17 protein-coding genes are annotated in these 18657 nt (G+C 74.5%); 11 read left to right on the plus strand and 6 right to left on the minus strand.

The window, feature by feature from the left end; genetic code table 11:
• Positions 1–259 precede the first annotated feature (259 nt).
• The 3 genes from V2S66_RS01060 to V2S66_RS01070 all read left to right on the plus strand — a co-directional run bounded on the left by V2S66_RS01060 (position 260) and on the right by V2S66_RS01070 (position 2401).
• On the plus strand, positions 260–1153 hold the full coding sequence (locus V2S66_RS01060) for a glutathione S-transferase C-terminal domain-containing protein (RefSeq protein ID WP_330792366.1): 894 nt from the start codon (positions 260–262) through the stop codon (positions 1151–1153).
• A gap of 243 nt (positions 1154–1396) precedes the next feature.
• Positions 1397–1831, plus strand: a complete 435-nt coding sequence (locus tag V2S66_RS01065; RefSeq protein ID WP_330792368.1) for a nucleoside deaminase — start codon at positions 1397–1399, stop codon at positions 1829–1831.
• A gap of 219 nt (positions 1832–2050) precedes the next feature.
• Positions 2051–2401 (plus strand): STAS domain-containing protein, encoded by a 351-nt coding sequence (locus V2S66_RS01070; RefSeq protein ID WP_330792369.1) that lies wholly within the window; start codon positions 2051–2053, stop codon positions 2399–2401.
• Between the two features lie 84 nt (positions 2402–2485).
• On the opposite strand, the gene V2S66_RS01075 is transcribed toward V2S66_RS01070, so the two are convergent.
• Positions 2486–3859, minus strand: a complete 1374-nt coding sequence (locus V2S66_RS01075) for an MFS transporter (protein WP_413966268.1) — start codon at positions 3857–3859, stop codon at positions 2486–2488.
• Between the two features lie 423 nt (positions 3860–4282).
• Between V2S66_RS01075 and V2S66_RS01080 the strand changes: the two genes are divergently transcribed.
• Positions 4283–4732, plus strand: coding sequence for an SRPBCC family protein (locus V2S66_RS01080; protein ID WP_330792374.1), 450 nt, complete (start codon positions 4283–4285; stop codon positions 4730–4732).
• A 171-nt stretch (positions 4733–4903) separates the two neighbouring features.
• On the plus strand, positions 4904–7114 hold the full coding sequence (locus V2S66_RS01085) for a HelD family protein (RefSeq protein WP_330792376.1): 2211 nt from the start codon (positions 4904–4906) through the stop codon (positions 7112–7114).
• Positions 7115–7126: 12 nt separating this feature from the next.
• On the opposite strand, the gene V2S66_RS01090 is transcribed toward V2S66_RS01085, so the two are convergent.
• Both V2S66_RS01090 and V2S66_RS01095 read right to left on the minus strand, forming a co-directional pair.
• A complete protein-coding gene (locus V2S66_RS01090) occupies positions 7127–8986 on the minus strand; it encodes a serine/threonine protein kinase (RefSeq protein ID WP_330792377.1) in 1860 nt (619 codons plus the stop codon).
• A 102-nt stretch (positions 8987–9088) separates the two neighbouring features.
• Positions 9089–9526, minus strand: a complete 438-nt coding sequence (locus tag V2S66_RS01095; protein ID WP_330792379.1) for an SRPBCC family protein — start codon at positions 9524–9526, stop codon at positions 9089–9091.
• A gap of 539 nt (positions 9527–10065) precedes the next feature.
• Between V2S66_RS01095 and V2S66_RS01100 the strand changes: the two genes are divergently transcribed.
• Positions 10066–10647, plus strand: coding sequence for a dienelactone hydrolase family protein (locus tag V2S66_RS01100; RefSeq protein ID WP_330792380.1), 582 nt, complete (start codon positions 10066–10068; stop codon positions 10645–10647).
• 33 nt (positions 10648–10680) lie between these two features.
• Here the strand turns inward: V2S66_RS01100 and V2S66_RS01105 are convergent, their stop codons facing one another.
• Positions 10681–11460, minus strand: a complete 780-nt coding sequence (locus V2S66_RS01105) for a DUF4097 family beta strand repeat-containing protein (RefSeq protein WP_330792382.1) — start codon at positions 11458–11460, stop codon at positions 10681–10683.
• Positions 11461–11852: 392 nt separating this feature from the next.
• Between V2S66_RS01105 and V2S66_RS01110 the strand changes: the two genes are divergently transcribed.
• The 4 genes from V2S66_RS01110 (at position 11853) to V2S66_RS01125 (ending at position 15220) form a co-directional block, all read left to right on the plus strand.
• Positions 11853–12116, plus strand: a complete 264-nt coding sequence (locus V2S66_RS01110) for a GlsB/YeaQ/YmgE family stress response membrane protein (RefSeq protein WP_330792384.1) — start codon at positions 11853–11855, stop codon at positions 12114–12116.
• Positions 12117–12345: 229 nt separating this feature from the next.
• Positions 12346–13131, plus strand: coding sequence for a hypothetical protein (locus V2S66_RS01115; RefSeq protein WP_330792385.1), 786 nt, complete (start codon positions 12346–12348; stop codon positions 13129–13131).
• 63 nt (positions 13132–13194) lie between these two features.
• Complete coding sequence (locus V2S66_RS01120; protein WP_330792387.1) at positions 13195–14199, plus strand: hypothetical protein; 1005 nt, start codon at positions 13195–13197, stop codon at positions 14197–14199.
• Positions 14200–14377: 178 nt separating this feature from the next.
• Complete coding sequence (locus tag V2S66_RS01125) at positions 14378–15220, plus strand: alpha/beta fold hydrolase (protein WP_330792389.1); 843 nt, start codon at positions 14378–14380, stop codon at positions 15218–15220.
• A 141-nt stretch (positions 15221–15361) separates the two neighbouring features.
• On the opposite strand, the gene V2S66_RS01130 is transcribed toward V2S66_RS01125, so the two are convergent.
• Positions 15362–16156: a DUF1206 domain-containing protein gene (locus V2S66_RS01130; protein ID WP_330792391.1), complete on the minus strand. Its 795-nt coding sequence runs from the start codon at positions 16154–16156 to the stop codon at positions 15362–15364.
• A 466-nt stretch (positions 16157–16622) separates the two neighbouring features.
• Positions 16623–17882, minus strand: coding sequence for a copper resistance D family protein (locus V2S66_RS01135; RefSeq protein ID WP_330792393.1), 1260 nt, complete (start codon positions 17880–17882; stop codon positions 16623–16625).
• Between the two features lie 226 nt (positions 17883–18108).
• On the opposite strand from V2S66_RS01135, the gene V2S66_RS01140 reads away from it, so the two are divergent.
• Positions 18109–18516 carry a hypothetical protein gene (locus tag V2S66_RS01140; protein WP_330792394.1) on the plus strand — a complete coding sequence of 136 codons (408 nt, stop codon included), beginning with the start codon at positions 18109–18111 and terminating at the stop codon, positions 18514–18516.
• Positions 18517–18657: the final 141 nt, after the last annotated feature.

Raw genomic sequence — 18657 nt, forward strand, 5'->3', positions numbered from 1 at the left:
TGATGGGACGTCAGGACGCAGCCGAGGGACGTGTGCTTCGCACACGCCGGCTCTCCGTCCTGCTGACCTCCCGCCGCCACATCGACCTGCTGCGTGTCTGCAGCGCGGCAGCTCCCGGGCGCTAGAACCCCGGAGCCGACCGCCCCCTGCGCGCTGCACCCCGGTACGCGCCGACGCCGCCGCGCGCCCTCCTCACCCCCGCCGCGCGCCCCTCAACCCGCCGTCCGGCCGTGCGCCGGTCACCGGACCTGGGAGACACATGTCCAGCACACCCCCGTCAGCCCTGCCGTCCTCCGTGCCGCCACCGTCCTTCCGCGGAAGGATCAGCTCCCACACCCGCGGCGGGCACTACGCCGCACCGCACCGCTACGCCCTCCATCTCTGCCTGTCGTGTCCGTCCTGTCTGCGGATCGCCGTGACCCACAGCCTGCTGGGCCTCGACGAGGTCCTGCCGGTGGTCCTGCTGCCGGCCGTGCCGGACGAGCCGGGCGGCGGCCACAGCGCGCTGCGCCGCTGGTACGAGGCGAGCGCGCACCGCTATGCCGGAGGAGCCGTCGCGCCGCTCCTGGGCGACGAGTGGACCGGCCGGATCGTCAGCACGCACGCCCCGCACATCGTCCGCGACCTGGCGCGGCACTTCTCCGCGCTCGGCCACGGCGGCGCGGTGCTCCATCCGTGCGGCCGCGAGGCCGAGATCGAGGCGGTCGGCAGGCTCTGCGAGGAGGGTGTCAACGACGCGGCGCAGCGCGCCGGGCAGCCCGGCGCGTGCGGTCCCGCGCGCGACGGCGACCTCGACGTGCTGTTCACGGCGCTCGACCGCCTGGAGGGCATGCTCGGCGGCCGCCCGTACCTGCTCGGCGAGGAGATCACCGCCGCCGACGTCGAATTGTGGGTGACGCTGGTGCGCCTCGACACCGCGCACCGCTGGCATCTCGACGCGGCCGCGGTCGACCGGATCGCGGGCCATCCGCAGCTGTGGGCCTACGCGCGGCGGCTGGCCGCCCACCCCGCCTTCGGACCGCACCTCGACCTGCACGCGATCGCCCGCAGGCACCACGCCCAGTGCAACGGCCTGGAGGCCGCGGGGGCCGCGATGCACATCCTGGACTGGGCGCAGGCGCTGCCCGACCGGTTCACCGCCCAGCCGGGCTGACACCGTACCGCCCGCCGGCGGCGCACCTCGGCCGCCGCCGGGCGGTGTGGATCTTCTCCGGGTGCGCCGACGGCCGGGATGGCGTGGAGTGGTGGGACGGGCGCGGGGTCGGTGATGACCGCGCCCGTACGCGGCGGCCGCACCGCACTCCGACACATCACCGCGCCGACGCACCGACACACCGCCCCCCGACGCACCACCGCGCCGGGACACCACCGCCACCGCGCTCTGGAGGACCCTGCCGTGATCGACCCCGCCGACGAGGCACTGCTGCGACGCGCGATCGCCCTCGCCGCCCGAGCCGTCGCCCTCGGTGACGCGCCGTACGGCTCCCTGCTGGCCGATCCCGACGGCCGGGTCCTCGCCGAGGCGCACAACACGGTACGGCGCGACGGCGACATCAGCGCCCATCCGGAGCTCAAACTCGCCCGGTGGGCGGCCCGCGAACTCGACGAGGCGACGGCCGCCCGCACCACCATGTACACCAGCTGCCAGCCCTGCCAGATGTGCACCGGCGGCATCGCCCGCTCCGGTCTCGGCCGCGTCGTGTACGCGCTCTCCACCGAGCAGCTGGTCGCACTCAACCCGGACTCCGGCGCCTGGCCGACGGTCCCGCAGGCCGGCCCCGGCCTGTTCGACGAGGCTCGGGTCCCCGTCGACGACCACTACCGCGGCTGACCGCGCGCCGGCACGCGCCGGCGCATGTCACAGGACGAACGGCATGTCACAGAACGGCGAGGCTGTCGCCCCGCCGATGGACGGGCGGCGGGCGGCGGGCGGCCGTCCCTCCGGCCTGACCTCCGCGCGTCGTACCCTGGACCGACGTCGGTGCCTTCCGCGTTGCGCGGTCGCGCACGAACCACGCATGAGCCGCGCGCCACAGGGCAGACGCGCCGCATGGCGACAGACGATGCGCTCACGCGCCCCGCGACAGCGGACATCCCCATCGTGCAGGCACAGGGTGACCTCGACATCGCGAACCTCGAGCCGCTGGCCAACCGGCTGCGGGCGGCGGCGGCGAGCAGTCCGGTGGTGATCCTGGACGCGCGGGACATCACCTTCGGCGACTCCAGCTTCCTGGGCGTCCTCATCACCGTGAACAAGTCCACCGACCTGCGGATCGCCGGCGCCCGGCCGACGCTGCGGAGGCTGATCGAGATCGTCGGGATGGGGACCGTGCTGAGCCTCTACCACTCGGTCGACGAGGCGCGTTCCGCGCCGCCCAGGGAGCCCTCCCGGTCCTGGTGACCGTTCGCCCCCCACTCCTCCCCGGCCCCCCACTCCCACGACTGGCAGCGCCCCCGGCCGCACCACGGCCGGGGGCGCGTCGCGTCAGCCCGACCGCGGCCTGTTGGGCGGGCCGGTGAAGACGTCGACGAGCGCCACCACCAGGGCGAGCGCGGCGAGGCCGGTCGAGGTGACCAGTCCCAGTTCCAGTCCGGCGGTCCAGTCGGCGTGCGGGCCGGCCGCCCGGGAGAAGAAGACCGCGCCGACCGCCGCGATGCCCGCTGCGGAGCCGATCCGCTGTGCGGTCTGCAAAATTCCTCCGGCACTGCCTGCCCGCTCGACCGGCACCTCGCCGAGGGTGAGCGTCTGGTTGGGGGAGATCACCAGCCCGCTGCCGACGCCGGCGAACAGCAGCGGCAGAGCGGTCACCAGCCCCACCGACCGGGTGGTGTCCAGGTGGACGGCCAGAGTCGTGCCGAGCAGTCCCACGACCACCATGGCCAGGCCGACGGTCGGCAGCGGCCGCCCGATCCGGGTGACGACACGGCCCCCGATGGCGGCGGCCACGCCCGAGCCCACCGCGAACGGCATGATCGACAGGCCCGCCTCCAGCGCGCTGTAGCCCATCCCGTTCTGCAGATAGAGCGTCAGCACGAAGAAGATCGAGGTGAAACCGGCGAAGTACAGCAGCGAGAGCAGGGTGCCGAGCCCGTACGACCGCTGCCGGAACAGCGCCAGGTCCACCAACGGCTCATGCCGGCGTCCGTAGTGGCGCTCCCAGGCCACGAAGCCGCCCAGCACGGCGAACGCCGCCGGCAGCAGCAGCCACTTCGCCGGGCCCGGCCACTGCCGCTCCTGCACGAACGGCAGCAGCAGGAGCACCGTGCCGACGCCGAGCAGCGTCACCCCGAGCGGGTCGAGGTCACTGCGCGGGCCGCGCCGGTCCCCTTCCTCCCGCTGCGCAGGACCCGGCAGCAGCCGAACCGCCAGCGGCAGTGCGACGAGCCCGATCGGCAGGTTGACGTAGAACACCCAGCGCCAGCCCTCCTGAGTGCCGAAGAGCTGGATCAGCAGTCCGCCGAGCAGCGGGCCGATCGCGGTGGACAGGCCGATGGTGGCGCCGAGCAGGCCGAAGGCCCGGCCGCGTTCCGCGCCGCGGAACATCTGCTGGATGAAGCCGGACACCTGGGGCACCAGGATTCCGCCGGCGACGCCCTGGGCGAGCCGGGCGGCGACCAGCCAGACCTCGTTCTGGGCCGCTCCGGCCACGGCGCTGGCGAGGGTGAAGAAGACGAGCCCGACGAGGAAGACCGTGCGCCGCCCGCGGACGTCGCCGAGCCGTCCGGACGGCACCAGCACGAGGCCGAAGGCGAGCGCGTAACCCGACAGCACCCACTGCAGACCGCTCTGCGAGGCGTGGATACCGGTGCGGATGGACGGCAGCGCCACGTTGACGATGCTGACGTCCAGCAGCGTCATGAAGCTCGCGGTCAGGCACACCGCCAGCGCGGGCCAGCGGCGGTCGGGGCCGCCCTCCTGCCGCCGTGCGGTGCCGCGCGAGGCGGCTTGCGTCGCTCCCACGCCCCGTCAGCCCTCGCCCCGCACGACGGCGGCGAACGGTTCCGCGGCGAGCGGGCCGGTGGTGGTCGGCTCGCTGGACGGGCGGGTGGGCCGCTGCTCGGCGGCCGGTTCCTGGTGCATCGTTCCTCGCTCGGCGCTGGCTGACGGGGGCCGGCGGACGCCGTACGCGCCGCACCGTGTCGGCGCGACGGCCGCTCCGCACTTCTGGTCGGCTGACCGCTGCGATCCAGCCGAAACGCCCTTCCGGCGGATTCCGAGGTGTCAGCCGCGGCATCCCGGACACGCGAGACAGCACAGTCCACCACAAGGAGGAGTTCGTCCATGTCGACCATCGAGGAATCCGTCGAGGTCGCGGTGCCGGTCAGCACGGCGTACAACCAGTGGACCCAGTTCGAGGAGTTCCCCCGTTTCATGGACGGCGTCGAGCGCATCGAGCAGCGCAGCCCGACGCTGACCCACTGGGTCACCAGTGTGGGCGGCCAGCACCGGGAGTTCGACGCAGAGATCACCGAGCAGATCCCCGACGAGCGCGTCGCCTGGACCACCGTCGCGGGTGAGGTCCGGCAGGCCGGGGTGGTGACGTTCCACCGCCTCGACCCGTCGCACACCAAGGTGATGCTGCAGATGGAGCACGACCCGCAGGGCATCGCCGACACCGTGGGCGACAAGCTCGGCTTCGTCCGCCACCAGGCCAAGGGCGACCTGCGGCGGTTCAAGTCCTACATCGAGTCGCGCGGCACCGAGTCGGGATCCTGGCGCGGCCAGGTCTGACCCCGCCGCACGCCCGACAGCGAGAAAATCCCCGTCCCGCAATTGCGGGACGGGGATTTTCTCGCGTATATTGAGCGTTTCTGTCAACGCACAGAAAAGGCCCCTCAATGGGGGCCACTGGAAACACGGTACCGACAGGGGGCGACTTTGTCAACTCACGGAAATGCCGAATTGCAGAAGGAGCAGGAATTCACCGACCGGGTCTACGACCGGGTCGACGCCCTGCGCGCGGCGGCCGCCCAGGGGGTCGAGGACGCGCTGGCGCCGGTGGGGACCGGCCGGCAGGCCCGCCTCGAACGGGACGTGGCCGTCGCCGAGCGCTCCGGTCTGCTGGCCGCCCTGGACGCCGTGGACGGGTCGCTGTGCTTCGGCCGGATCGACCTCCACGACGGTTCCGCGCACCACATCGGCCGGATCGGCATCCGTGAGGACGACACCGAGCACACCCCCCTGCTGATCGACTGGCGGGCGCCGGTCGCCCGGCCGTTCTACCTCGCCACCGGGCACACGCCCATGGGTCTGCGCCGGCGCCGGCACATCACCACCGAGGGCCGCGCGGTGACCGAGCTGCACGACGAGATCCTCGACCTCGGGGACCGCGAGCGCAGCGGCTTCGAGGACCCGAGCGGCGACGCCGTGCTGCTCGCCGCGCTCGGCAGCGCGCGCACCGGCAGGATGGCCGACATCGTGCGGACCATCCAGGCCGAGCAGGACCGCGTCATCCGCGCCCCGCACCGCGGCGTGCTCGTGGTGGAGGGCGGCCCCGGCACCGGCAAGACCGCGGTCGCGCTGCACCGTGCGGCCTTCCTGCTGTACGAGCACCGCGAGCTGCTGGCCAAGCGGGCCGTGCTGGTCGTCGGACCCAATCCGGCCTTCCTGCGGTACATCGGCGAGGTGCTGCCCGCCCTCGGCGAGACCGGGGTCATGCTCGCCACGCAGGCGGAGCTGTTCCCCGGCGTGCACGCCCGCGGCGCAGACACCCCGGGGGCGGCGGCCGTCAAGGGCGGCCTGGCGCTGGTTGAGGCGCTCGCCCTGGCCGTACGCGACCGGCAGCACCTGCCCGAGCCCGGCGCGCCGCTGGTCATCCCGCACGACGACGGGGACCTCGTACTGGACTGGGAGATCGCGTACGAGGCGCGGCAGGCGGCCCGCGACACGCGTCTGCCGCACAACCTCGCCCGGCCGTACTTCGCCTTCCACGTCATCGACGCGCTCACCGCCCAGCTGGCCGAACGCATCGGCGCCGACCCGTACGGCGGTCCCAACTTCCTCGGCGCCGACGACATGGCGCAGCTCGGCAAGGGCGTCGCGGCGAGCGAGGAGGTGCACGCCGCGGTCGCGGAGCTGTGGCCGATGCTCACCCCGCAGGAGTTCCTCGCCGACTACCTCGCCGAGCCGCTGTACCTGCCGGCGCAGGACGCCGCCGCCATCCGCCGGGCCCGCGGCGAAGGGGAGTGGACGCCGGCCGACGTGCCGCTGCTGGACGAGGCGGCCGAGCTGCTCGGCGCCGACGACAGCGCCGAGCGCGCGGCCGCCGAGTCCCGGCGGCAGGAGCGGATCGCCTACGCGCAGGGCGTCCTGGAGCTGTCCCGAGGGTCGGAGACGTACGAGTTCGAGGACGCCGAGTCCGAGGTGCTGGCCGCCCACGACATCATCGACGCGGACCGGATGGCCGAGCGGCAGGAGGAGGCCGACCACCGCAGCGCCGCGGAGCGCGCCGCCGCCGACCGGACCTGGGCGTTCGGACACATCATCGTCGACGAGGCGCAGGAGCTGTCGCCGATGGCCTGGCGGCTGCTGATGCGGCGGTCGCCGACCCGCTCGCTGACCCTGGTCGGCGACCCGGCGCAGACCTCCGAGGAGGCCGGCGTCGGATCGTGGGAGAAGATCCTCGCGCCGTTCGTCGGCGACCGCTTCGAGCACGTGCGGCTGGGGGTCAACTACCGCACGCCCGCGGAGATCATGGACCTCGCCGCCAGGGTGGTACGGGCGAAGGACCCGTCCTTCGAGCCGCCCGGGTCGGTGCGCTCCACCGGTGAGAAGCCGTGGACGCGGCACGCGGGCACGGATCTGGCGGGCGCGGTGGCCCGCGCCGTGGAGGAGCTGACGCCCGCGGAGGGGCGGCTCGCGGTGATCGCGCCGCCGGAGCTGCACGAGGAGATCGCTGCCCCGCTGGCGGGGATCACCCCCGGCGCCGAGCCCGACCTGACCCGCCCGGTGGTGCTGCTGGGCCCGCGCGCCGCCAAGGGGCTCGAGTTCGACCATGTCCTGGTGGTGGAGCCCGGCCGGTTCGGCACCAGTGACCTGTACGTGGCGCTGACCCGGGCAACGCAGCGCCTGGGCGTCGTCCACCGCGAGGATCTGCCCGAGGCGCTGCGCTGACGGCGGCCGGCGTCACTTCGGGTGGGTGTCGGTGACCTTCCCCCGGGGGTCGGAGGTGAGGAAGCCGCTGCCGTAGTCGTCGGAGAGGTAGACGTCGATCGTCGGGGTCTCGTCGATGATGTCGCTGCCGACGACGAGGTAGCGGGTGTCGGGGTGCGGCACGTTGAGCTTCCGCGCGGCCTGGGCCATCAGTCCGGTGACGGCGTCCCAGTCGTAGACGGACAGGCTCACCGGCGGGTCCATGGCGTCCTTCATGGTGCCGCCGGCCTCCGCGGTCACCTTGCCGTCGCGGTACATCAGGTCGTCGTAGACGCTCGGGTCCCCGGGTGTCGGGGCCTCGGCGACGGCGTAGTCCTCGTAGACCGTCAGCGAGAGGACCTTGCCGCCCGCGATGTGCGGGGTGAAGGCGGCGACCACCTGGCGCACGCCGGCCGGGGTGAGCAGGCTGCCGCCGGAGGGACTGCCGCCCTGTCCCGCGGAGCCGCCCGCGGCAGTGGCGGCGCCCGTCGCCTTCGGGTCGCCGGAGGCCGCGGAGGGGACGGCGGTGCGCGCGCCGCCTGAGGAGGTGGTGGCCGAAGGCGTCGTGCCGCCGTCCCCCGACGTCGCTCCCTTGACGGTCGGCAGCACCACCCACACCAGCACGCCCACCGCGGTCACCGATCCGACCGAGAGCAGCGCGGTGACCGGGGCACGGCGGCGGCTGGCCCGCGCGTGCGGCGCCCGGTGCGGGGCGGGGCCGGCGGCCAGACGCGGCTGCGGCTGCGGCTGCGGCGCCCAGTTCCCGCCGCCGTAGGCCGACGGGGGCGGCGCATCCTGGTACGCCCCCGCGTCGGTCTGCGGATACGGCGGCTGCGCGTACCCGGGCTGCGGCGTGCCGGAGGGGTGCGGCGTGCCGGAGGGCTGTGGGGTTCCCGAGGTGTACTGCGTCCCGGAGGGGTAGTGCGGCCCGGAGGGGTGCGGCGGGTACAGCGGGGGCGGGGTGGCCGGAGGGGAGCCGGTCACGCCGGCGGCGGGGTGGCCGTAGCCGGCCGGCGCCGTCTCGGCCGCGGCGAGCATCCGGTCGAAGGTGTCGGGGTCGGGCCGCGCGGCGGGGTCCTTGGCCAGGATCGCGGCGAGCGCCGGGCCGAGCGCGCCGGCCCGCAGCGGCGGCGGCAGCGGCTCGTCGAGGACGGCGGCGAGCGTGGCCAGCGAGGTGCCTCGGCGCAGCGGATGGGTGCCCTCCACCGCCACGTACAGCATCATCCCGAGCGACCAGAGGTCGGAGGAGGGGTTGCCCTCCACGCCGCGGATGCGCTCGGGCGCGATGTACTCGGGCGAGCCGATCAGCGCTCCGGTCGCGGTGAGTGCGGTGGCGCCGTGCATCGCCGCGATGCCGAAGTCGGTGAGCACCGGAGTGCCGTCCTGCCGCAGCAGCACGTTGCCCGGTTTGACGTCCCGGTGCTGGACGCCCGCCGCGTGTGCGGCGCGCAGCGCGCCGAGCACCCCGCGGCCCATCCGGGCCGCCTCCGGCACCGAAAGCGGCCCGCGGTCCAGCCGGTCGCCGAGGCTGCCGCCGCGCACCATCTCCATCACCAGCCAGGGGAAGGCGTGTTCCGGGCTGTCCACGATGTGGTGGATGGTCACCACGTTCGGGTGCTGGAGCCGGGCGAGCGCCCTCGCCTCGCGCAGCACCCGGTCGCGCATCTGGCGGGTGCCGTCCGGGTCGGCCTCGGCCATCGCGGCGTCCGGCGGCCGTACCTCCTTGAGCGCGACCTCACGGTCGAGCGCGGTGTCCCGCGCCCGCCAGACCAGGCCCATGCCGCCACCGCCGAGCCGGTCGAGCAGCTCGAACCGGCCGTCTACGAGCCGTGTCCGCGGCCCCCCAGGATTCATGCCGCACATCGTAGAAGACCTGCGGGGTGCGCTCGGCACGCTCGTTCGAAAACCGGCGGGCCGCCGCGAGCGGCCCCGCTGCGCACGGCCGGTGACGCTCCTTCACGGTGTGAGCAGAAGGTCGACGACGCGGCCGAAGACGCGTCGGCCGACCTGCGCGGTCACCCCGTCCAGGGCCCGGGGCACGCCTCGCACCTGCAGGTCCTCCCGCCACCGGACGGCAGCCCCGGACCCGCCGTGCGGGTCGGGCGACACGTCGATCTCGGCCCAGCCGGTGACGGTCCTGCCGGTCTTCTCCAGCCGGCAGTGCCGCTCCGGCCCCTCCGGCCGCCACGCGGTGATCCGCATCGGATCGTCGAATCCCAGCCGCCCGACACCGGTGCGGGCGAGGACCACCGTGCCGGCGCCGGCCGGCGGCGGGGTGGGCACGGTGATCCGGGTCAACGGCACGGCGGCGGCGTGCCGTTGCCAGTCCGTCAGCCGCCGCCACGCCTCGGCGGGCGGCAGCGGCGTGGTGCGCTCGATCACGAACAGGGCCATCACGCCAGGCTAGTGCGGTGGCCGGACGCCGGCGGCGGGGCGCGCGGCGGCGGTAGCAGGATCCGCCGGCGGCCTGGTCGCCGCGTCGGGCCGGTGGTCACGTCGGGCCGGTGGTCACGCCGGGGCCGGCTCGCTCGGCACCGCCGCGATCGGCTGCGGCGCGGCGATCCGTCCGTCCCGGCCCACCCGGCCCACCCGTAACTGAACCTGCCGCTCTCCCCCGTCGCGCCCGTCCTCGTCGGCTACGGCGGCGCCACCTGCGGCTCCGCGGCCAGGACCGCGCCGCGACCCGCCGCGCGCCCGGACGCACGCGACCGTGTCATCGCGCTGGCGCTGCGGGCGCCGGCCTGGGCGGCGGCACCGGCGTCGACGCCCCGCTGGTCGGGTAGATCGCCCGGACCCTCAGCAGCCGCTGGAGTCTCGTCGCCGGCGGGGCGCCCACCTTCCTCCCTGGCGGCGCGCCGCCAGGACCGGACCCGGCGCGGGACCGGCTGACGCACGGTACGCCGCGGCGCCGGCCGGTACGCGACGATGTGCCCATGGCTCACGTCGCGCTGTTCCACTCCGTTCTCGGCCTGCGCCCCGTCGAGCTGCGCGCCGCGGAGCGACTGCGCCGCGCCGGGCACGCGGTCGTCACGCCGGACCTCTACGACGGCCTGACCGCGGCCACCCTCGACCAGGGGTTCCAGCTGGCCGACCGCGTCGGCTGGAAGGCGGTGGTCACGCGCGCCCGGCAGTCCCTCGACGGCATGCCGGAGGAGACGGTGCTCGCCGGGGTCTCCATGGGCGCGGGCGTCGTCGCCGAACTGTGGCCCCAGCGCCCAGCCGCCGCCGGGGTCCTCCTGCTGCACGCCACCGCGGACCTCCCACTCTCCGTCCGGCCTGGACTCAGGGTGCAGTTGCACGCCGCGGAGCCCGACACCTTCGCCTCACCGGAGCAGATCGCCGCGCTGCGGCGGGCCGCGCGCGACGCGCACGTCGCCCTGGAGGTCTTCCGCTACCCGGGCGCCGGCCACTTCTACACCGACCCCGACCTCCCCGACCACGCTCCGGCAGCGGCGGAGCTGACGTGGTGCCGCGTGCGGGACTTCCTCGCCGAGCGGGGCGGCGGCGGTGGCTGAGCCGGCGCGCACGGGTGCGGCGGTCCCGCCGGGTCAGCCCGGGAGCACCTGGAGCGAGCCGGAGTCGACCTGGAGCGCGATCCGGTGGGCGGCCGCGGCACCGGTGTCCTGGGGCACCCGCACCTGGACGTCCGCCGAGGCGGAGGACGTGCTGACCGCGTAGGCGTCGCCCGCGGGCAGCCGTACGGTCGCGGCGGCGGAGGTCTCCTGGACGGTGAGCGAGGCAGGCGCGCCCGCGAACGTCACGTCGGCGCTGCCGGAGACGACCGCGAAGTCGGCCCGTGCGGGGCGCAGTCCGGACGCGGTGAGCCGGTCGGAGGCGGTGCTGACGCTCAGTTCGCCGCCGAGGCCGGTCAGCACGGTCTCCCCCGAGGTCTGCCGCAGCCGCAGGCCGGTGTCCGCGGGCAGCGTCAGGCTCAGGTCGCCCGCGCAGGGCACCACCGCGCCCGCGCCGTCGGCGCACCGCACGGTGAGGGCTCCGCCGGAGCCGGTGTCACCGGACGCGCTGTCATCGGACGCGGCGACGAGCCTGCCGTGGAGGCCGGCGGCTCCGTCGGCGGGGCGGAAGGTTCCGGTCACCTCGTGGGCCCCGGCGTCGGCGGTGACGCTGATCCGCCCGGAGACGCCGTCGAGCACGACCGTGCCGGGGTCGCCGGTGTGGAAGGCGAGCCGGTCGCCCGTTCCGGCCGCGCCCCCGCGCCCGAACGGCGCCGCGTACGGCGCGCCCCCGTCGTCGTGGTGGGTGCCGTGGCCGGTCAGTACGAGCCCGAGGACGACCGCGAGGGCGACGGCGCCCGCGCCGACGAGGAGCACCGTCCGGTGGGAGCCCCCGGGCGGGCCGCCACCCTGCCGTGCACCGGGCTGCTGTGTGCCGGGCTCCGGTGTACTGGGCTCCGGTGTACTGGGCTGCCCCTCCCCGGCGGGGTGTACGGGCTGCGGAGGCCGGTCCGGCCGCGGCGGAACGTCTGCTCTGTCCATGGGGGTTGACTGCCCAGATCCGGCGTCCACACGCCGGCGCCGGCCGCCGGCTCCCCCTTACCAGCCCCTACTAGGGGTTTTCCGCCGTCTCTCCCCTCCTTCACGCCACAGCGCGAAGCTCGGTGGATGACTTTGGCATGCACCGGCTGTAGCGGGGCAACCGGCCGATGAGACAAGACGAGGGCGTGTCAGCGCGAAGGCGCCCACGCGAGGAAAGAGAGGGCCTCATGACCATCCTTTGGGCGATCATCGCCGGACTGATCATCGGCCTGTTGGCCCGTCTCGTGCTGCCCGGTAGGCAGCCCATCCCCCTGTGGGCGACGGTGCTGATCGGCATCATCGGCGGCGTCGCGGGCAACGGCCTCGCCGCGGCTTTCGGCGTCGGGGACACCAGCGGCATCGACTGGATCCGGCACTTCTTCCAGGTCGGGGCCGCGGCGGTGCTCATCGCGCTCGTCACCCCGCTGTGGGCGGGGCGCCGGCGCGCCTGACCCGTATCCCACCCCGCACATGACGGTGCGGGCCACCCGACGGTGCGGACGGTACGAGGGCGGGCGCCGGCCCGGTCACGCGCTCAACCACGGGCCGGAGCAGGCCCGACCCGGGGCCGATCCGGGGCCGAATCCGCACCTCTTCCGAACCTCTGTACGGGCAACGGAGTTTGCGGGTCGCGGCGGCGGCAAGGCGACGGTCACAACCCGAACCAAGGGGAGGCAGTTCATGTCCACAGCAGCGGTGGTAGCCATCGTCGTCGCCGTGCTCGTCGTGGCCGCCGTTGTCGCGGCCGTGACACTGAAGCGCGGCACGGGTCCGGGCGGTGCCCGGCTCAAGCACCGTTTCGGGCCGGAGTACGAGCGCACGCTCGCCCACCACGACGGTGACGAGAAGGCCGCCCGCCAGGAACTGGCGGAGCGCGTGAAGCGTTACGGCGAGCTGGAGTTCCAGCCGCTCTCGGCGCAGGACAGGGAGCAGTTCGAGTCCCGCTGGGCCGCGGTCAAGGCGCAGTTCGTCGACCACCCCGCCGAGGCGGTGACCGAGGCCGACCGGCTGATCGGGCAGCTCGCCGAGAAGCGCGGCTTCCCGGCCGCCGACTCGCCCGAGCACACCGACGCGCTCTCGGTCCACCACCCCGAGCAGCTCCAGGGATACCGCAGGGCGCACTCCCTGGCCGGCCAGACCGGGGCGCGCGACTCCCAGGGCACCGAGGAGCTGCGCAAGGCGCTCCTCGAAGCCCGCGGGATGTTCGACGAGCTGGTGGGCGGCGACTCCGGTACCGCCGCGAGCACGCCGGCCATCGACCCCCCGTCCAGCCCCACGGGCACCACGACCGGCACCGCGACCGGCGCCACGAGCGCCACGTCCACGCCTGTCGCCGACGGCCGCGACGAGGACGTCCACGAGGACCAGGACGGCCACGACAGCACCCGCCGGTCCCCGCGGGGAGGCCGCTTCGCCTCCCTCACCGGCGGCGGGGCGGGCAAGGACGACACGGACAGCACCCACTGACACAGCACCGGCGACACCGTCACCGAGGTGTACAGCACATACGGACGTGAGGAGTTGAGCACGATGAATCTGCACCGTGGAAACGATGCGGGCGAGACCGGCGGAGTCTCCGGAGGCAGCACGCTGCCCCGCGACAGAACGACGACGGAAGACGGCAAGGACACGGACACCACCGGACGTACGGACACCGCGGGCCGCAAGGACGCGGACACCACCGGACGTACGGACACCGCGGGCCGCAAGGACACGGACACCACCGGACGTACGGACACCGCGGGCCGCAAGGACGACGCGAGCCGTACGGACGAGGCAGGCCGCAAGGACACGGCCGGCAGCAACGGCACGGTCGGCCGCGACACGGACGCGGCCACCACCGGCAGCCGCGACAGGGCCGAGGAGAAGGAGAGCGGGAGCCCGGCGCGGACGCCGGACGGCGCGCGCTCCCTCGGCGACGGCACCTCGCAGCGCACGGCGGCTCAGCCGCAGGCACCCGCGACCGAGTCGGCGGGCGAGACTGCGCAGCGGGCGAACGGGCTGCCGAAGGCCGGCAGCGACGGCCGCCCGGACCAGGCCAAGGCCGCCGACCGGTCCCAGCAGGCCGACCTCTCCCACCGGGCGGACGAGTCCAAGCAGGCGGACCGCACCACCGGAGCCGACCGCACCACCGGAGCCGACCGCACCACCGGAGCCGACCGCACCACCGGAGCGGACCGCACCGGCAAGGTCGGCGCCGACTCCGCGACCGGGCGGGACACCCGTACCGGCACGGCCGCCGGCACCACGAGTACGGCCAAGGCCGGCGTGGACGGCGGCCGGACCGCCGACGTCGACCGGATCACCCAACGGATGGACAGCGCGGTCGGCGACTTCGTCGACGACCCGCAGCGCGCGGTGCGCGAGGCGGACGCGGTGCTCGACGAGGCCGCGAGCCTCATCGAGCGGCGCCGCAAGGAACTCCGCCAGGAGTGGGACGGCGGCCGCGACACGGACACCGAGAAGCTGCGTGTCGCCCTGACCCACTACCGGGACCTGACGCGTCAGCTCATCGATCTGACCACTGCCTCATAAGGGACCGCACAGCCGGGTACAACGCGTCGGCGGGATCACCGAAAGGGTGATCCCGCCGACGCGTTGCCGGCATGCGGCACCTTCCCCACGCCCCCTGCCGGCGGGCAGCGCCTACGATGTGACCCGCGGCCGCCATCGACCGCGAGGCACCCGGCCCACGACGTCTTCCGGTGATCCGATGACCGCTTTCCCCGTCAATGAGATCTCCCTGGGCATCGAGTCGTTCGGTCCCGACGACGCACCCCTCGTCCTGCTCGCGGGCGGGACGACGATGCTCTCCTGGCCCGACGCGCTCTGCGAGCGGCTCGCCGCCGCGGGCCGCCGTGTGGTGCGCTACGACCTGCGCGACAGCGGGGAGTCGACGACGGCGGACCCCGAGTCGCCCTCGTACACCCTGCGCGACCTCGCCGCCGACGCGGCGGCCCTGGCAGGAGCGCTCGGCGGCGGGCCCGCGCACCTCGCGGGGATCGGCGTCGGCGGCATGGTCGCCCAGGTGGCCGCGCTCGACCATCCGGGCGCCTTCTCGGCGCTCACCCTGGTCGGCACCCGCGCGGTCGCACCTGGGCCGGTCGACGACGACCTCCCCGATCACGACCCGGCGACGATGGGCCGGCTGTTCGCCCGCCCGATGCCCGACTGGGCGGACCGCGAGGCGGTCGCGGAGTTTGCCGCCACCGGCGCGGAGATCCTCGGCAACGACCCCGCGGCCGCGCGCACGACCGCCGCACGCATCTGGGACCGCACGCCCGGCACCGCGCCCGCGGTGCAACTGGCCAACCAGCTGGGCATCGTGTTCGCCAGGCTCGACTGCACACCGCGCTGGCGCGCGCGCCTGCCCGGGATCGGGGTCCCCACGCTCGTCGTCCACGGCCGCCGCGACCGGTTCTTCCCGGTCGGCAACGGCGAGGCGATCGCGCGCGAGATCCCCGGGGCGCGCCTGCTGGTCCTCGATGAGGCCGCCACCACGATCCCGGCGGCGGCGGTCGGCGAGGTCGCCGAGGCGATGCTCACGCTCGGATAGCCGGCGGACCCGGCGGAGGCTGAACCGCGGGAGGCTGGGCCGGCAGGGCGCGGTTGCCTGGACGCGCGTTCGGCGCCACCGGTGGGGTGGCGCCGAACGGGGGTGGTACGCGCGCACCAGCGTGCGCGAGGGAAGGGCCTGTCACACCTTGCGCCAGCGCGCGTTCGCCCAGGAGAACACGCCGAAGGCGACCAGGCCGACGGCGACGAGGACGAGCAGCCAGGGGCCTGCGGAGGTGTCGGTGAACGACCGCAGGGTGTTGTCCATGCCCTTGGACTTGCCCGGGTCGTGCTGGACGGCGGCCACCACCGCGAAGACACCGGCCGCGGCGAAGACGACGCCGCGCGCCACGCCGCCGAACACGCCCAGGAAGTCGACGGCGCGGCGTTCCCGGGGCGACATCTCGGCCATCTTCAGGTGCTTGTGGAATTTGCGCATGGCGGCGCGGATCGCGATCCACAGGCCGATGCAGGCGACGGCCACACCGGCCGCCCCGACGATCCACTGGCCGCCAGGCCAGTTCAGTGCCTTGGCCGTCACGTCCTCGGTCCGCTTGTCGGTCGATCCGCTGCCGCTGCCCTTCTCGCCCACGGCGTAGGCGAGGACCGAGTACGACACGAAGGCGTAGAACACGCAGCGGGCCGCGGCCGCCGCGCGCTTGGCGGGCTTGCGGCCGTCGGGTCCCGCCTGGCCGAAGGCGGCTTCGGAGAGCCGCCACAGCGCCATGCCCGCCAGGGCTATGCCCAGCAGCCACAGCAGCACGTGCCCGAAGGGCTTGCCGGCGATCTCGGCGAGCGCGCCGCCGCGGTCGGCCTGCCGGCCGCCGCTGTCGGAGAAGGCGACGCGCACAGCGAGCACTCCGACCAGGACGTAGATCACTCCGCGCGCCACGAACCCCGCGCGGCCGCCGATCTCGACTGCCTTGCTGTCGGCCACGTTTCTGGCATCACGTCGGCCGGTCCTTGTTCCCGTTTGCGTCTTCACACCTTGCGGCTTCCCGCAATCCGCGGATTGAGCCACCGGCGAGGCAACTCGGTTCCTGAGGCGCGAAACGGCTGGCCACGACGGCCGGTCTTGACCTCCCTCCGGCTCGGGCGCCGGGGACGGCGACATGTCCGACGACGCCAGCGCCGTGATCGAGCGCGAGGCCGCCGCCGCGGGCTTCCAGTTCGCCGACGTGCGTCCGGCGTTCGCCGGACACGAGACGAGATGGGCAGCCGCGGTGTTCTCGGCAAAGGGTGGGTCCTCCGGATCAAGAACGACTGGGAGTCCTACCACCCCACCCCGCCCGTCGGTGCGGCCATCCGTGCGGCCGTCGCCCGACGGTCACCGACCCGCCAGGGGACGGCACGGGCCCCGGCCTTCCCGGTACGCGGGAGGCCGGGGCCGTTTCGCGCCGTGCTCACGCCTCGACGAGGTCTCCCTGCCCGGTCGCGGCGGCCGTCGCGGTGCTCGCCGCGACGCCGGCGGCCCTGCGGCGTGCCAGCCGCCCCGAGAGCAGGTAGCCGGCGACCATCAGCGCGATGACGAGGAGGGTCTCGGACGTGCCCCACACCCAGGTGGACGCGCTGACGGCCTTGGCGGGCAGCTTCGGCAGGTCGTCCAGGTCGACGGCGGAGTGTGCGGCGAGCCCCGCCTGGTAGGCCTGGTTGCGGGCCGATCCGTGCAGGAACGGCGCGACGAACAGCACGCTCAGCCCGAGCACCGTCTCGGCGGCGACCACCGCGGGGAACTTCCGCGCCAGGAGGCTGTGCAGGGGCCGCCGGTCGCCGCCCGCCCGCAGCGCGTCGACGCGCGGGTGCAGCCAGAACTGGTTGAACGCGCCGAGCAGCAGCAGCGTTCCGAAGATGAGGATCTTCACCCCGAGCACCCGCCCGTACATGGTGCTGGTCAGCTGGGAGAGGCCGTCGACGTGCTCCCAGTACAGGAAGAGGCCCGACAGGGCGATGGCGGCGACGCAGCCCATCGCGGCGGCGGAGAAGCGGCGGATGGCCGGCGGCCAGAACACGCCCCTGTCGGCCGGGGCGATCGCACCGGGCAGGGCGAGCAGCAACAGGCCCAGCAGGCCGCCGATCCACACGGCGCCGCCCAGCAGGTGCAGCATCCACATCAGCGTCTCGAAGCTCGTCCGTCCCCAGTCGTCGGGCACGGCGTCAGGGAACCTGGTGGTGCCCAGCGCGACCGCTCCCGCGGCCAGGCCGCCCGCCAGCAGCCGCACCCGGGCCGCGCCCGCGGCGATCCCGCGGACGGTGAGCGGGGCGACGAGTACGACGCCGACCAGGACGAGGGTGACCTCGAGGCCGGACAGGCGGCCGCCGTTGGTCCCGTCGTACAGCGAGTCCCATGCGGCGCCGTAGTCGTAGCCGCCGCTCGCCGAGGCGTCGTGGGCGAGGCCGGTCAGCGCCGCGGGGAAGGCCGCGATCCCCAGGAGGACCGCGGCGCGGGACAGCCGTACGGTCACCGCCGCCGCGGGGCGGGCTCCCGCGCGGCGGGCGGCGGGGCCGGCGGCCACCAATGCCAGGGCGACCAGGCCGACGAATCCCATCAGAGTCGTCCAGGACGCCCACGCCACCGCACTGTCCTCGAACGGGCCGAGGGGGGTCGAGGGCGCCGCGCCCGCCGCATACAGCACATCGGGTGACAACTGGACGGGAAGAGGCATGACCGAAGAACTCCTGTTCTGAGAGACCGACGAAGCAGCTTAGGTTAGGCATGCCTAACTTCTGCGGTCAATGTGGGCAACCCGATGCCGCCCGCGCTGAACACGACCGCCCCCGGCCACGTACCGGAACGGTCCGCTCCGCGCCCGCTGACCGCGTATGCCTCGTACGCTGCACACGGTGCGGCGGGCGCGCGGCGCACGGCACCGCGAGCGGAGGGTGGGGCGGATGAGCGGCGACTGGCTCGACGGCGAGGAGCGGGACGGTACGGAAGAGGCGCGGGCGCGGGATGCCGCGGCGCAGGACGAGGCGCCGGACGATGGCTTCGAACCGGGCCACGCGCGGCCGGGGTTCAGCAGCCCCTCGTTCTCCAGCCCCGACTTCAGCGGACCCGACGAACCGCCGGGCGACTACCAGGTGCCTGCGTTCGAGGTGCCGCCGTTCGAGGGCCCCGACTACGAGTCGCGGGACGCCGACGACCTCGTGCCGGACGGCGCGGGGTACTCGGCGCCGGGGTTCTCCAGCCCCGACTTCACCAGTCCCGGCTCGCTCGACGAGCCGTTCGACCCCGCGGAGAACAGCTCGTCGGAGCACGGCGGCGAGGACCGCGGGGAGGGTCGCGGCGACACGTCCTGATCAGACTCTTGACGCGTTGGCATGTTCACACTTTCAATCAGTCGGCGCCCACAACCGCACAGGCCCGCACGCGCCGAGGCGACCGCGCCGTTTGCCGCCGGCCTCCGCCACCGTCCCGGCTCTCCCCCCTCGCCACCACGG

It is taken from the genome of Actinacidiphila polyblastidii, assembly GCF_036353415.1.
In the GTDB taxonomy this organism is placed as follows: Bacteria; Actinomycetota; Actinomycetes; order Streptomycetales; family Streptomycetaceae; genus Actinacidiphila; species Actinacidiphila polyblastidii.

Bases quoted from the DNA above. Each gene is read 5' to 3' on its own strand.
- V2S66_RS01060 (WP_330792366.1), top strand. From the start codon at position 260: ATGTCCAGCACACCCCCGTCAGCCCTGCCGTCCTCCGTGCCGCCACCG.
- V2S66_RS01070 (WP_330792369.1), top strand. From the start codon at position 2,051: ATGGCGACAGACGATGCGCTCACGCGCCCCGCGACAGCGGACATCCCC.
- V2S66_RS01075 (WP_413966268.1), bottom strand. From the start codon at position 3,859: ATGACGCTGCTGGACGTCAGCATCGTCAACGTGGCGCTGCCGTCCATC.
- V2S66_RS01080 (WP_330792374.1), top strand. From the start codon at position 4,283: ATGTCGACCATCGAGGAATCCGTCGAGGTCGCGGTGCCGGTCAGCACG.
- V2S66_RS01090 (WP_330792377.1), bottom strand. From the start codon at position 8,986: ATGAATCCTGGGGGGCCGCGGACACGGCTCGTAGACGGCCGGTTCGAG.
- V2S66_RS01095 (WP_330792379.1), bottom strand. From the start codon at position 9,526: ATGGCCCTGTTCGTGATCGAGCGCACCACGCCGCTGCCGCCCGCCGAG.
- V2S66_RS01100 (WP_330792380.1), top strand. From the start codon at position 10,066: ATGGCTCACGTCGCGCTGTTCCACTCCGTTCTCGGCCTGCGCCCCGTC.
- V2S66_RS01110 (WP_330792384.1), top strand. From the start codon at position 11,853: ATGACCATCCTTTGGGCGATCATCGCCGGACTGATCATCGGCCTGTTG.
- V2S66_RS01115 (WP_330792385.1), top strand. From the start codon at position 12,346: ATGTCCACAGCAGCGGTGGTAGCCATCGTCGTCGCCGTGCTCGTCGTG.
- V2S66_RS01120 (WP_330792387.1), top strand. From the start codon at position 13,195: ATGAATCTGCACCGTGGAAACGATGCGGGCGAGACCGGCGGAGTCTCC.
- V2S66_RS01125 (WP_330792389.1), top strand. From the start codon at position 14,378: ATGACCGCTTTCCCCGTCAATGAGATCTCCCTGGGCATCGAGTCGTTC.
- V2S66_RS01135 (WP_330792393.1), bottom strand. From the start codon at position 17,882: ATGCCTCTTCCCGTCCAGTTGTCACCCGATGTGCTGTATGCGGCGGGC.
- V2S66_RS01140 (WP_330792394.1), top strand. From the start codon at position 18,109: ATGAGCGGCGACTGGCTCGACGGCGAGGAGCGGGACGGTACGGAAGAG.